Below are 13,777 nucleotides of genomic sequence, written 5' to 3' on the forward strand. Positions count from 1 at the left end.
GGTGGCGGCGATGGCCTGCAACCTGCTTCTCGGTTATGGCGGACTGTTGTCCTTTTGTCAGGGCACGTTCTTCGGCTTGGGCGGATATCTGTTTGGACTCGCGCTGCTGCGGGGGCATTGTGGGGTTCTCACCGCGCTCGTCGTCGCAATCGTGGGGTGCGGCCTTATCGCCGGACTAATTGGCGCTGTAGCCATCCGGCGCAAAGGGCTGTATTTCGTGATGCTGACGCTGGCTTTCGCACAGCTTTTCTATTTCATCGCGTATTCGCTGCCCGCATTGACGGGCGGCGACAACGGGATGGAGGGTCTGCCTCGATTGCCAACGTTGCTGCCGTTCCTGAAAGGCCTGCCAGTGGCCGACAGCGTCGCGCTTTACATCCTGATCGCGATCGCATTCATCGCGGCGTATGGCCTGCTGCTTCGCGTGATCGACTCGCCGTTCGGTTCCGTCCTGATCGCGATTCGCGAGAATGAACATCGCGTCGGGCCGCTTGGCTATAACGTTCGGCACTACAAGACGCTCGCGTTTGTTCTGTCAGGTGCGCTGACGGGGCTCGCCGGCGCCATCGATGGCCTGTTGCTCGGCATGGTGCCGCTCTCAAATATCGACATCGGCACGAGTCAGAACATTCTGATCGCTGCCATTCTCGGCGGGGCGGGCTCGCTGAGCGGCTCGGTGTTCGGCGCAGCCGCGCTCGTGGTAGCGAGTGACTTTCTTTCGGACCTCTGGCCGCGGTGGCAGATGCTGCTCGGCGTACTTCTGGTCTTACTCGTCATTTTCGCGCCGGACGGCTTGTCGGGGCTCTGGCGGCGCCTTGTTTCGCGCGTGCGGCGCCAAACTTATGATCGAAAGGACAAGCAATGGACTACATTCTAGAAGCGCAAGCCGTTGGGGTGCGATTTGGGAACTTCGTCGCCAACAAGAACGTCGATCTGCGTGTGAAGCGCAACTCGATCCACGCGCTGATCGGCCCGAACGGGGCGGGCAAGACCACGTTCTTCAATGCTCTGTCGGGCCGCATCGAGACATCGTCAGGCCGGGTCATGTTCGACGGCTGCGACGTGACCCGCGTGCCCGTACATCGCAGATTGCATGCAGGCATGGCGCGCTGCTTTCAGATAACGAATCTGTTTCCCGGGCTAACGACGAGAGAAAATCTGCGCCTTGCCGCGCAAGGCTTGCGTTCGGTGCGTGCGCTCGACTTCTTTTCGAAACGCGAGCGCGACACGCAGGCCTCCGAGATGGCGGAATACCTCATCGAACGATTGGCGCTGCGAACAGAGGCCGAGCGCCGCGTTGGCGAGCTGTCGCATGGGCGGCAGCGCATCATTGAAGTCGCGATGAGCATGGCCGGCCGGCCGAAATTGCTGCTTCTCGACGAGCCGACGTCCGGCATGGGCGTCGACGATCTGCCTGTAATGCGCGCGCTGCTCAAAGATTTGAGCCGTGACCACACGGTGGTGTACGTGGAGCACAACATGCATCTGGTCATGACGCTTTCGGATCGGATCACCGTCCTCTTCGAGGGACAGGTGCTCACTGAAGGCACACCGGACGAAATCAGACGGGACGAGCGCGTTCGTCGCGTGTATCTGGGGGAGCGACATCATGTTGCGGGTTGACGGTTTGTGCGCCGGATACGGGAGCGCACGCATTGTGCACAACGTTTCGCTCGAAGTGGCTGCGGGCGAGATCGTTTGCCTGCTCGGCCGTAACGGCGCGGGTAAGACAACGACCCTGAGCGCGATTGCGGGCGCGCTCCCATTGTTCGCCGGGGAGGTTCGTCTCGGAGGCAAGGCGATCGTGCCCAGACGAGCCGATGTTGTTTCGCGGCACGGTCTGAAGTTGGTCCCGGAGCACCGAGGCATCTTCGCAATGCTCACGGTGGAGGAAAACTTGCGTATAGCGGCGCGACGAGACTCGATATGGTCCATTGACGCCGTGTACACGCTGTTTCCCCGGTTGCGCGAGCGCAGAAGGAATGGGGGGTCAGCCCTCTCGGGCGGCGAGCAGCAAATGCTTGCCATCGCACGTGCTTTGGTGAACGGCCCCAAGCTCTTGATGCTCGATGAACCGAGCGAAGGGCTGGCACCAGTCATCGTCGACGAAATCATGGCGATTTGTCGCACGATCCGCGCCGAAGGCATTCCTATTCTGCTCGTCGAGCAAAGCGTCGATGTCTGCATGTCGTTGGGGATCGCCATTACATCCTGGAAGAGGGGAATATCGTTTATCACGGTACCCGCGATGAGTTCGCAGGCGCCGAAGACGTCCGGAATCGGTATCTTGCAGTGGAGGTTGGGTGAGCGCAGCGCGGGGAGCGATCAATACCGAACGGATTCGTTTAATATACGGGCGATCCAGAGAGGGAGACTTATGAGTTCAGACGGTGTAGCAGCGGTTGAACGCGCACTCGATATCCTTGAGGCGTTCAACGAGCGTGATGGCGCGCTTACGCTTGCCGAAATCGCAAGCCGCACGGGTTTCTACAAGAGCACGATTCTCCGCTTGATTGATTCGCTGGAAAAATACGGCTACGTTCAACGTGCTTCCGACGGACTTTACCGGCTCGGACCCAAGACGCTGTCGCTCGGCTTCATGTATCAGCGAAATTTCAATACGTCTGATCTCGTCCCTCAGGCCTTGCGCCGACTCGTCGATGAGATCAACGAGAGCGCTTCGTTTTACGTTCGCGACGGCGATACGCGTGTCTGCCTGCATCGGCAGGACGCCGATCGTGCCATACGTGATTCGGTACACGTTGGTCACCGGCTTCCGCTGAACGTTGGGGCGGGCGGTCATGTCATCCTTGCGTTCAGCGGCTTGTCCGGCGATAAGTACGAACGCATCCGCGACCGCATGTACGCCGCCTCGGTGGGGGAGCGGGATCCCGAGACGGCCGCACTGGCATGCCCTGTGCTCGGCGTGCGCAACCAATTGGTTGGCGTGATTACGATATCGGGGCCGCGCTATCGGCTCGAAGCTGAGACCCTGGAATCGTATGTACCGACGCTGTTGAAGTTCGCTGCAGAGTTGACGAAACAATGCGGAGGCGACGAGACACGTTTGCTAAAGGCTGCACAGCAGCGCTAACCGAACCCATTAGGCGGTACTGCAAGAAGGCCGCCTGCTTTTTTAAGCTATTGATAGAACAGCGTTCTATCAGATAGACCTACGTTGATCGATTTTGGTCAATGTTTCAGAAAATAATTCTGAAATCGAGGTAAAAATGACTCAGGCATTGGAAGGAATCAGGATTCTCGATGTGACGAACGTCCTGGCGGGACCGTTCTGCGGGTATCAACTGGCGTTATTGGGGGCCGACGTCATCAAGGTCGAAACCCCGGGTACCGGCGACCTGGCCCGCCAGCTTGGCGCCGATCCGGCGCTGAACGCCGAGTTGATGGGGACGTCGTTTCTCGCTCAGAACGCGGGGAAGCGTTCGGTGACCCTCAACCTGAAGAGTGAGGCCGGCAAAGCCATCTTTCACAAATTGGCGGCGTCTGCCGATGTTGTCATCGAAAACTTTCGGCCCGGCGTAATGGATCGCCTCGGCGTCGGTTACGACGATCTGCGCGAGATCAATCCGCGCCTCGTATATTGCGCGATTTCCGGCTTTGGTCAGACAGGCCCGCTCAAAGATGCCCCTGCCTACGATCAGATCGTTCAAGGCATGTCTGGCGTGATGAGTGTGACGGGCGACGAACGGAGCGTGCCGATGCGCGTCGGCTACCCCGTCGCCGACACGTTGGGCGGTGTGACCGCGGCTTTTGCGATCAGCGCGGCGCTGGTGCGCCGGGCGGCAACGGGAGTAGGTACGTCCATTGACGTTTCGATGCTCGATTGCATGCTGGCGTCAATGGGGTGGGTCATCTCCAATTATCTGATTGCGGGGCAGCGGCCTAAACCGATGGGGAACGAGAACTTCACGGCTGCCCCTTCCGGCACTTTCGAAACGGCGGATGGCCTCCTCAACATCGCTGCGAACAAGCAGGAGCAGTTCGTTGCGCTCGTGGCGCTCCTCGGTATTCCCGAACTCGCCAGCGATGCGCGCTTTGCCCAGCGCGAGGCGCGCAAGCGGAACCGGGCGGAACTGAAAACGCTCATCGAGGCTGCCTTGAAGGCGAAGTCCGCTGCCGAATGGGCGCCGGCGCTGACCGGGGCAGGCATTCCCGCAGGGCGGGTGCTGGATGTGGCGAGTGCGCTTGCCGAGCCGCAGGTGATGCAACGCCGGTTGGTGAAGTCGTTTCGACGCGCCGTCAGAAACGAACGGGACGTATCGGTGGTGCTTTCCGGATTCAAGATGCGCGAAGCGGAACCGGACGTCGCTTGTGCACCGCCCGCGCTGGGCGAGCATACCGCTCAGGTGTTGGGCGAGCTCGGGTTTACGAGTCTCGAAATTGAACAGCTCAAGCATCAGGGGGCGGTATGAAGCAGACAACCGGAAAGCCATCGACGCCGCCCGAACAATGGTGGAAAACGTCGATCATCGACATTCAGCCCGGTGCAATCGGTATTCGCGGATACCCGATCGAAACCCTCATCGGCAATCTGAGCTACGCGCAAATGGTCTGGCTGATGCTGCGCGGCGAAGTCCCGTCGAGGCCGCTGGCGACGCTACTTGAGGCCGCGCTTGTCGCGGCTGTCGATCATGGGCCTCAGGCACCGTCGATTGCGATTGCGCGCATGAGCATGACATGTGGCGTCGACATCAATAACGCAATGGCATCGGCGATCAATGTGCTGGGCGACGTCCACGGCGGGGCGGGGCAGCAATGCATGGATCTGTTCAGCAGTGTGCTTGAATGCGCTAGCGCCGAGCAGTGCGACATCGCACATGCGAGCGATATCGTGGTGGACGATCACCAGCGCAATGTGTCGAAGATGATTCCTGGATTTGGTCATCGCTTCCACACCGTGGACCCGCGCGCCACGCGCTTGCTCGCGCTTGTCGAGCAAGCGCGGTGCGAAGGCATGGTCACTGGACAGTACCTTGCTGCGGCGAGGGCGATCGAGGCCACGCTCGCCCGACGTGCAAACAAGCCAATCCCCATCAACATCGACGGGGCGACGGCGGTGATCTATAGCGAGCTGGGTTTTTCGGCGGCGCTGGGGCGCGGGCTCTTCATTCTTTCGCGCTCGGTTGGCATCCTCGCGCACGCGTACGAGCAGTCGCAGGCACAAGAGCGCATCAAGGGTCCGATGCCGACCAGCGTTCCCTATACCTATACGGGACCGGGGCGACGTGACCTTCCCGCTTCGATCGATCGGTGTGCAGATGACCAGCATTGAAGCGATGATGAACGCCAACGCGTTCATCCAGCCGATCGACTGGGCCGACGGCGGGCGAAGTCGCATTGTGTCGCTGCGCGAGATCGAGCGGGCGTTCCCGGCCGTTGCACGCCTTCCGATGTCGATCCGAATCCTGCTCGAAGGCGTGGTGCGGCGCTTCGATGGCGAACACACAACGGGTGCGCATCTCAGCAATCTTCTCGCGTGGCAGAGCGGGGTGCGCGATGAAATTCCGGCCTGGTTCTCGCGGGTGTTGCTACAGGACGCTTCGGGCATTCCGCTGCTCAGCGATCTTGCGGCAATGCGCGCCGCCGCGTGGCGCGACGGCATTGCGCCCGAGTGTGTTCAGCCGCGTATTCCGGTAGACCTTGTCATCGATCATTCGGTCGTCGCGGATTTCTCGGGAACCCCTCTGTCGCAGGCGCAGAACCTTGCGCGCGAGTTTGCGAACAACGACGAGCGTTATCGGTTCGTGAAATGGGCGGAGCAAGCGTTCCATGGCTTGCGCGTCGTTCCGCCCGGTCACGGCATCGTGCATCAAGTCAATCTCGAATATCTCTCAACCGGGCTCGCGCAGCGCGACGGATTCGCCTTCCCCGATACCCTGATCGGAACCGACTCGCACACGACGATGGTGAACGGACTTGGCATTCTCGGCTGGGGTGTGGGAGGGCTGGAGGCAGAATTGGCCGTACTCGGTCTGCCGCTTTACGTGCCGACACCGGACGTGATCGCCGTTGCGCTCTCGGGGGCGCGGCAGGCGGGGACGAATGCCACCGATCTGGCGCTTTACCTGACAGGTGTGCTGCGCGAATACGGTGTGGTTGGCAAGTTTCTCGAATTTGTCGGACGAGGGGCGCGCCGATTGAGCGTTCCCGATCGCGCCACGATCGCGAACATGGCACCGGAGTATGGTGCGACGGTCGGCTACTTCGCGACCGACGAAAGTACGCTGGCGTACTTTCTAGACACCGGCCGCTCGAAGCAACGGGTCGATCGCTTCGGCGCCTACTGCCTTCGGCAGCGTTTGCTGGGTATCCCGGAAGCCACCGATCTGGATTATTCCGCGACACTCGAAATCGACCTTTCGCGCGTGGGCCGGTTGGTATCCGGCCCTCACCGTCCGCATCAGACATTGTCGTTGCCGGACGTTGCGGCAAGTCTTCCAGTCGACCCTTCGCGGGCTGATTCGTCGCGAGGCGACATGGCGGCGCTCGCTGACGGCGCAGTCGTGCTCGCGGCGATCACCTCGTGCACCAACACCGCCAACCCCGCCGCGATGTTGACGGCAGGGCTCGTGGCAAAGGCCGCCGTCGAGCGTGGCGTGACCGTGCCGCAATACGTGAAGACCGTGCTTGCGCCTGGGTCCCTTGCGGTTACGAAGTATCTGGAGCGCGCTGGCCTGCTCTCACCGCTGGAGGCCTTGGGATTCTACGTGGCGGCCTACGGGTGCTCGGCTTGCGTCGGAAATACCGGGGCTCTGCAAGACGGCGTGGAGGACGACATCGTTGCGAGGAATGTGACCGTGGCGGCCGTGCTTTCCGGAAACCGGAATTTCGAGGCGCGAATTCATCCGCTGGTCAAGGCGAACTATCTGGCTAGCCCTGCACTCGTGGTTGCTTACGCCCTCGCCGGCACTGTTCTGACGGATCTCGAAGCGCAGCCGGTGGCCACGGATCGTGACGGGCATCCGGTATTTCTGCGCGATCTGTGGCCGGATGACGCCACGGCGGAGGCGCTGCTTCGGCACGTTCTCGATCAACGCGATTACGCGTCTATCACCGACGCAAGTGGCGCAGCGCGACAGACGTGGAATGCAATCGCATCGGAGGGCGGCACAGTGTATCAATGGCAGGACGGCTCCACGTATTTCGTTGAGCCACCGTTCTTCGACAGGACAAAGCAAGCGATCGGCGCGGCGTCCATTACCGGCGCGCGCGTGCTTGCCGTGCTCGGCGACGCCATCACGACAGATCACATCAGCCCCGTGGGGCGCATCGCGGAAGAGGGCGATGCTGGGCGCTATTTGCGACAGCAAGGCGTTGCACCAGAAGACTTCAACACCTACGGCGCGCGCAGGTGCAATCACCACGTCATGGTGCGCGGAACCTTCGCGAGCCCGCGCTTGGTCAACGCGTTGGTGCACCCGCTTGTCGGCCCGCTTGCGCGTTCGGCGCGTGATGGGCACGTACGCACGGTATTTGAAGTCGCTCGGGAGAATGCGCACGATGGCGTGCCCAGCGTCATCGTCGCGGGGAAATCGTATGGCGCGGGTAGCGCGAGAGATTGGGCGGCGCGCGGAACGTCGTTGCTTGGCGTGTCCGCAGTTCTTGCCCGTAGCTTTGAACGTATCCATCGCAGCAATCTCGTTCTGATGGGCGTCATGCCGATCGAGTTGCCGGAATCGACGGATTTCGACGAGATGGAATGGCACGGAGACGAGTCGGTCGACATTCATTTCGACAGCGATTCGTTGACCTGCCGGCAGCCCGTGCGCGTTGTCGTGACCCGAGGGGAAACGACGGTGGCGCAATCGGCGGCGACGCTGCGCGTCGATACGTCCGCCGAGCTTCGGTATTTGCGATCGGGCGGCGTGCTCCGCTACGTGTATGAAGCGCAGATCGTGGGCGCCGCAGACGGCGATCGCCATCGAGCAAGCGATTGAATTGCCTATTGATATGGAAATCAGGAAATGAAGATTATCGTGACTGTGAAGCGCGTGGTAGATCACACCGTCAATGTCCGGGTGAAGTCGGACGGTACGGGTGTCGACACCGCGAACGTAAAGATGTCGATGAATCCCTTCGACGAGATCGCAGTGGAGGAAGCGGTTCGGCTCAAGGAGGCGGGCGTGGCCACCGAGGTGATCGCAGTTTCTGCGGGCGTGGCCCAGGCGCAGGAGACGCTGCGCACGGCGCTGGCGATCGGCGCGGATCGCGGCATCCTGATCGAGTCGAATGAGGCGTTGCAGCCACTGGCCGTGGCAAAGCTGTTGAAGGCCATCGTAGACCGGGAGCAGCCGCAACTCATCATCCTGGGTAAGCAGGCCATCGATGACGACTCGAATCAGACTGGCCAAATGCTCGCGGCCCTTGGAGATCTGCCGCAGGCGACGTTTGCGTCGAAGGTCGTTATCGCTGACGGCAGCGCGGTTGTGACGCGTGAAGTGGACGGCGGTGCGCAGACATTGTCGGTCAAGCTTCCCGCCGTGATCACTACCGACCTGCGCTTGAACGAGCCGCGCTATGCGACGCTGCCGAGCATCATGAAAGCCAAGAAGAAGCCGATCGAGACGATCAAGCCCGAGGATCTCGGTGTTGACGTCACGCCACGGCTGGCAACACTCAAGGTCGTGGAACCTGCGAAGCGCGTCGCCGGTGTGAGGATGCCGGATGTGGCGTCGCTACTGGAGAGGCTGAAGGCTGAGGCGAACGTACTCTGACAAACGGGCAAGAGAGGAAAGACATGACGATTCTGGTAATTGCAGAGCACGACAATGCGACCGTCAAAGCCGCGACGCTCGGGGCAGTGGCAGCGGCGAAGGCGATCGAGTCATTCGCGCAGCAGAGCGTGCACGTTCTGGTTGCGGGCCATCATGCGCATAGCGCCGCGGAGGCTGCGGCGAAGTTCGCAGGGGTGAGTAAGGTGTTGCTGGCCGATGCACCGCAGCTAGAAGCGGGCCTGGCCGAGAACATCGAGGCGACGGTGTTGAACATCGCGAGGAATTACTCGCACATACTGGTGCCGGCTACTGCATCGGGCAAGAATATAGCGCCTCGCATTGCTGCAAAACTCGACGTGGCACAGATTAGCGATATCACGGCAGTGTGCAGCGCAGACACGTTCGAGCGACCGATTTACGCAGGTAATGCGATTGCAACGGTGCAATCGCGCGATTCGATCAAGGTCATCACGGTCAGAGCGACGAGCTTCGACGCGGACGCAACTGAGGGCAGCAGCGCACCGATCGAAAGCATCGACGCGGCGCCCGACGCGGGATCATCGAAATTCGTGAGCCGGGATGTGACCAAGCTGGACCGCCCAGAATTGACCAGCGCGGGTACCATCGTGTCGGGGGGCGCGGGCTGGGTAGCGCAGAGAACTACAAACGCCTGCTGGAGCCCTTGGCCGACAGGCTGGGCGCTGCGTTGGGCGCCTCGCGCGCGGCGGTTGATGCGGGGTATGTGCCGAATGACTACCAAGTGGGGCAGACAGGCAAGATCGTGGCGCCACAGTTGTACTTTGCCATCGGCATCTCGGGGGCAATCCAGCATCTGGCGGGTATGAAGGATTCAAAAGTGATCGTGGCGATCAACAAGGACCCGGAAGCGGCGATCTTCAGCGTTGCGGATTACGGCCTCGTCGGCGATCTTTTTGAGATCGTGCCGGAACTGGTCCAACGATTGCAGTAGCGAAGATAGTTCCAGAAAATAACGGACGTCATCCCACTGGAGAGCGCACTTTCCAATGCCAGTGATGGCTGTGTTTTTTTGCGCGGCAAATGTCGATATTTGGCGAATTGATGTGGCATTTTGCTAGACGTAAGCTGCGCTTGCAAGCTCATCCATCAGGAGAACGCCATGACACAGCGCGAATCATTTCACGCTTCATCAGCAGCGTCCCAGATCGTTATCCGTTAATAAGGCGACGCGGCGGAGGCACATCGCCGGCTCGAAGCCGGGCAAACTGTCGGTGCCATTCTCCTGCGTCCCTGAGCAAAAGCAACGAGGATCATCATGCTGTTTCTCATCCTTCTCGACTATCTTCGCCCGCTGTCCGAAGTGGACGTCCACATGGACGACCATCGCGCCTTTCTGAATCGCCATTACGCGGCGGGGCACTTCTTGCTCTCGGGCCGGAAGTCGCCGCGAACCGGTGGCGTGATTCTCGCCAGAGCCAACGCGCTTGAAGAAGTCTCGCAATGGATTTCCGAAGACCCCTTCCATCAGGCCGGGGTCGCCAGCTACCAAATCATTGCCTGGGAGCCGACGATGGCCGCTCCGGGCATGCCCGACTTCGGCGCGTAGCTTTGCGCTCCATGCTCAAGCGGCAGCGCTGCGAACAGCGCGATCAAATCATTCGGATGCGTTCGCCAAGCCGATGCTTGGCCGTGAGAAGGTGCCGTGCCGACGATACGGTCACCTATCTTGAAGTCGGCGTTCGACCTGCCGGCGCTCGGATACGCTGACCTCGGCATCCCAGCCAAGCAAGCACGACGCGAAAGACCGAGGCTCACCGATCCGCGAAGCCTCCCTGTCATGCGACGACCCTATGACAGGGAAGCCGACGCGGGCTTTGCTTCTAGTGCGCCAGAAAGTCGATGACCATGCGATTGAACGCGTCCGCGTGCTCCCACTGCACCCAGTGTCCACAACGGTTGAACACATGCAATTGCGCATTCGGCAAGCCGGCCAGAAGTCGTAGGCCGACATCCATCGGCACGAACCGGTCGTCACGCCCCCAAACGAGCAGTGTCGGCGCCGCGACCTCGCCCAATCGTGCGCCATAGTCCGTGAACTGTTTCGGATTCGCGGCAAGGCTCTTCACGAAATTGTCGAGGTGGTCGCGATTCGCGAGCATGTTGTCGAGCCGGGCCTGCATCAGCTCCTCGGTGATCGAACTCGCGTCGAAGACGAACACGTTCATCATGCGCTTCAGGTTCTCGATGGTCGGCTCCTTGTACAGACCATTGAGCAGTTTGATGCCTTCCGTCGGCATGGCCACGAATTGGCTCGGCCCGCCGGTGCCGCCGCCCATCAGGATCAGCTTGCCGACACGCGTGGGATTCGACAGGGCGAAGGCCACGGTACTGTGTCCCCCCATCGAGTTGCCGATAATGTGCACGCGCTCGATGTCGAGCGCATCGAGCACGGCCTTGAGCACGCGTGCGTTCAGTTCGGAGCGCGATCCGGTGTTGACGACCGGATCGCTTTTTCCCCAGCCAGGGCAATCGACCAGCAGCACGCGGTAGCCGGCGTCGACCATCGGCTCGACGTTGCGGTTGAAATTGGCCCAGCCGGTCGCGCCGGGTCCAGAACCATGCAGCATCACGACCGTGTCGGCGCCACTGCCGGCATCGTTGTAGTGAATGCGAAATTCCGCGTCCGCGTCGCGGATCGTCACGAAACGGCTCGTGGACGCCTCCGTGAGCGCTATGCCGGCCGATTGCGTTGTCGTCATGATGACTCCCTCTACCAATATTGAATCGTTGAGGATGGCGCGCGTCGCGATGAAACGCGCCACCCTCCCAAAGACTTTCTCAAGCGCTCGGAGATGCTCGGCACCGGCCGGTCACCGCCCCGGCTGAGCGACGCCGGCGACCATGCGCGGTGCGAACGTGCTCACCACGCTCAGCGCGGCAACGGCTGCGATCACAATCAACGGAATGCTCGAGGACACCAGCATCGACGCACGTTGCCCCAGCGCGAACAACTGACCGGCGATCAGCGGCCCCAGGATCGAACCGAGACGCCCGACGGCTACCGCCGCCCCCACGCCCGTGCCCCGCACTTCTGTGGCATACGCCTGACCGGCCATCGAATACAGCACCGACTGCCCCCCGACCAGGAACAATCCGCAGAAGAAGGCGCCGCAGGCCATCGTCACCGCACCGTTGGCCCCCGACAACCCGGCCAGTGACAACGCAATGCCGAGGTACATGCCGATCACGGTCAGGCGCGGTGAGCAACGATCCATCACGCTCGCAATGCCGATCGCCCCGATGCCGCCCCCCACGTTGAACATCATGATGGCCATGCCTGCCTGCGCGCGCGACAGCCCGTTGGCCACGACCATCGACGGCAGCCAGTTCATCAGGAAGTACAGGACGATGAGCGTGCCAAGGTAGCTCGTCCACAGTGCGATCGTCGTGCGCGTGCGGCCCTCCTTCCACAGCGCGTGCGTGATGCTCGGTGTCGCGCCGGGCACATCGTGCGGCGCCGTGGTGCCGCCGACGCCGGAGTCACGCGTCACCCGCGTGGCGACAAACTGGGCAGACTCACGCAGATAAAGCCCCAGCAGCGGCACCATCAACATCGGACCGAAGCCGCCGACGTAAAACACGTGACGCCAGCCTTCGTCGCCAGGACTCATGATGCCGATCACGGCAGCGAATGCTGCGCCGAACGGCATGCCGCAATACATGGCGCCAACAGCCGTGCTTCGCTGGCCTTCCGGTGCGGCTTCAGCGCACAGCGCGATCAGATTGGGCATGGCGGCACCGAGACCGAGACCGGTCAGAAAGCGCGCCGTCAGCAGCGATTCGAAGTTCCAGGTGTGTGCCGTGGCGAGCGAGAAAATGCCGAACAGGGCGACAGACAACATCAGCACCCGTTTGCGTCCCCAACGGTCGGCCAGACGCCCGCCAAGTGCGGCGCCGGGCAACAAGCCGATGGCACCGGCGCTGAACGCCCATCCCATCTGCGCCACGGAAAGCGCGAACTCCTTGGCGATGCGTGGCGCCGCCACACCCGCCGACTGCAGATCGAGGCCCTCTAGCAGCGCGATGGCCAAACACAGTCCGATGGTCGCGAGGCGACCCTTGGCGGGCGCCGCGCCTTGCGGTGATGATGCTTGCATTGCTTTGTCTCCAGTTGCAGGAAAATCCGCTCTTCTCGGCGGTCAGGTTGAATCTTGGGCGTTACGCGCCTTACCTCTCGATGCCCGACGGCGCAAAGCCTGGGCTTTCTTACGCGAACGTCGCGCGTACGCTGCCAAGACCTTCGATTTCCGTGACGAACGTGCCTGCCTCGGTAACGGGGACCATCGGGCCGAGCGCGCCAGTGAGCACCACGTCCCCCGCGCGCAGCGGCGTGCCGAGTTGCGCCATGCGATCGGCAAGCCAGACCGCGGCATTCAGCGGGTTGCCCAGACAGGCCGCGCCGTTGCCGCGCGAGCGCACTTCGCCGTTGTGCGAAAGCGTCATCGCGCAGGCTGTCAGGTCAATGTCGGCGAGCGCGACCGGGCGGCTGCCCAGCACGAACAGCGCGCTCGACGCGTTGTCGGCCACGGTGTCGACGAAGCGGATATTCCACTGCTCGATGCGGCTGTCGACGACTTCCACGGCCGCGACCGCGTAGGCGGTGGCGCGCAGAATGTCGGCGAACGTGTGTTTCTCGCACGTGAGATCACGCTCGATCACAAGCGCGATCTCGGCTTCCACCTTGGGCTGGATGAGGCTCGCGAGCGGCATCGGCTGCGCATCGCCGTAAGCCATGCCGGCAAACAGCGCGCCGAAGTCTGGCTGATCCACACCGAGCTGGCGCTGCACCGCGAGCGATGTCAGGCCGATCTTCCGGCCGACGATGCGCTCGCCCCTGGCGGCGCGCGCGGCGACGTTACACTGCTGCACCGCATAGGCGCTCGCCATGTCGTCGGGCGCGATTTCGCCGCGAACCGGTGCAATGGGCTGGCGCGTGGCTTCGGCGCGGCGAAGACGTTCGGCGAGGGTCTGAATCAGCGGGGAATTCGACATGGGAGACTCCT

The 13,777-nt window shown here is 61.9% G+C and carries 11 protein-coding genes and 2 pseudogenes; 10 read left to right on the forward strand and 3 right to left on the reverse strand.

What is annotated here, in order from left to right:
* Nucleotides 1-10: 10 nt before the first annotated feature.
* From DRB87_RS06185 to DRB87_RS06230, 10 genes and pseudogenes are all read left to right on the forward strand, one after another.
* Nucleotides 11-877: a branched-chain amino acid ABC transporter permease gene (locus DRB87_RS06185; RefSeq protein WP_240756281.1), complete on the forward strand. Its 867-nt coding sequence runs from the start codon at nt 11-13 to the stop codon at nt 875-877.
* Nucleotides 862-1,623: an ABC transporter ATP-binding protein gene (locus tag DRB87_RS06190; RefSeq protein WP_130025253.1), complete on the forward strand. Its 762-nt coding sequence runs from the start codon at nt 862-864 to the stop codon at nt 1,621-1,623. The genes DRB87_RS06185 and DRB87_RS06190 overlap by 16 nt, the downstream gene beginning before the upstream one ends.
* Nucleotides 1,607-2,307 (forward strand): annotated as a pseudogene (locus tag DRB87_RS06195) (ABC transporter ATP-binding protein). The gene DRB87_RS06190 and the pseudogene DRB87_RS06195 overlap by 17 nt, the downstream one beginning before the upstream one ends.
* 70 nt (nt 2,308-2,377) lie before the next feature.
* Nucleotides 2,378-3,094 (forward strand): IclR family transcriptional regulator, encoded by a 717-nt coding sequence (locus DRB87_RS06200; RefSeq protein WP_130025254.1) that lies wholly within the window; start codon nt 2,378-2,380, stop codon nt 3,092-3,094.
* 136 nt (nt 3,095-3,230) lie between these two features.
* Nucleotides 3,231-4,433 carry a CaiB/BaiF CoA-transferase family protein gene (locus DRB87_RS06205; RefSeq protein WP_130027756.1) on the forward strand — a complete coding sequence of 401 codons (1,203 nt, stop codon included), beginning with the start codon at nt 3,231-3,233 and terminating at the stop codon, nt 4,431-4,433.
* Nucleotides 4,430-5,293, forward strand: coding sequence for a citryl-CoA lyase (locus DRB87_RS06210; RefSeq protein ID WP_130025255.1), 864 nt, complete (start codon nt 4,430-4,432; stop codon nt 5,291-5,293). The genes DRB87_RS06205 and DRB87_RS06210 overlap by 4 nt, the downstream gene beginning before the upstream one ends.
* Nucleotides 5,280-7,958, forward strand: a complete 2,679-nt coding sequence (gene acnA / locus DRB87_RS06215) for an aconitate hydratase AcnA (RefSeq protein WP_240756205.1) — start codon at nt 5,280-5,282, stop codon at nt 7,956-7,958. Before DRB87_RS06210 ends, acnA begins: the two co-directional genes overlap by 14 nt.
* Nucleotides 7,959-7,985: 27 nt before the next feature.
* On the forward strand, nt 7,986-8,735 hold the full coding sequence (locus tag DRB87_RS06220; RefSeq protein ID WP_130025256.1) for an electron transfer flavoprotein subunit beta/FixA family protein: 750 nt from the start codon (nt 7,986-7,988) through the stop codon (nt 8,733-8,735).
* A gap of 23 nt (nt 8,736-8,758) precedes the next feature.
* Nucleotides 8,759-9,705, forward strand: a pseudogene (locus tag DRB87_RS06225) (electron transfer flavoprotein subunit alpha/FixB family protein).
* 324 nt (nt 9,706-10,029) lie between these two features.
* Complete coding sequence (locus DRB87_RS06230; RefSeq protein ID WP_206100072.1) at nt 10,030-10,320, forward strand: YciI family protein; 291 nt, start codon at nt 10,030-10,032, stop codon at nt 10,318-10,320.
* A 274-nt stretch (nt 10,321-10,594) separates the two neighbouring features.
* Here DRB87_RS06230 and DRB87_RS06235 read toward each other — a convergent pair whose 3' ends face one another.
* The 3 genes from DRB87_RS06235 to mhpD all read right to left on the reverse strand — a co-directional run bounded on the left by DRB87_RS06235 (nt 10,595) and on the right by mhpD (nt 13,766).
* Nucleotides 10,595-11,473 carry an alpha/beta fold hydrolase gene (locus DRB87_RS06235; RefSeq protein WP_130025257.1) on the reverse strand — a complete coding sequence of 293 codons (879 nt, stop codon included), beginning with the start codon at nt 11,471-11,473 and terminating at the stop codon, nt 10,595-10,597.
* A 111-nt stretch (nt 11,474-11,584) separates the two neighbouring features.
* Entirely contained in the window at nt 11,585-12,871 is a 1,287-nt protein-coding gene (gene mhpT / locus DRB87_RS06240; RefSeq protein ID WP_130025258.1) for a 3-(3-hydroxy-phenyl)propionate transporter MhpT, read from the reverse strand.
* 109 nt (nt 12,872-12,980) lie between these two features.
* Nucleotides 12,981-13,766, reverse strand: coding sequence for a 2-keto-4-pentenoate hydratase (gene mhpD / locus DRB87_RS06245; RefSeq protein ID WP_130025259.1), 786 nt, complete (start codon nt 13,764-13,766; stop codon nt 12,981-12,983).
* Nucleotides 13,767-13,777 lie beyond the last annotated feature (11 nt).

Origin of the sequence: Pandoraea sp. XY-2 (assembly GCF_004193915.1) — a bacterium.
Classification (GTDB): Bacteria; Pseudomonadota; Gammaproteobacteria; order Burkholderiales; family Burkholderiaceae; genus Pandoraea; species Pandoraea cepalis.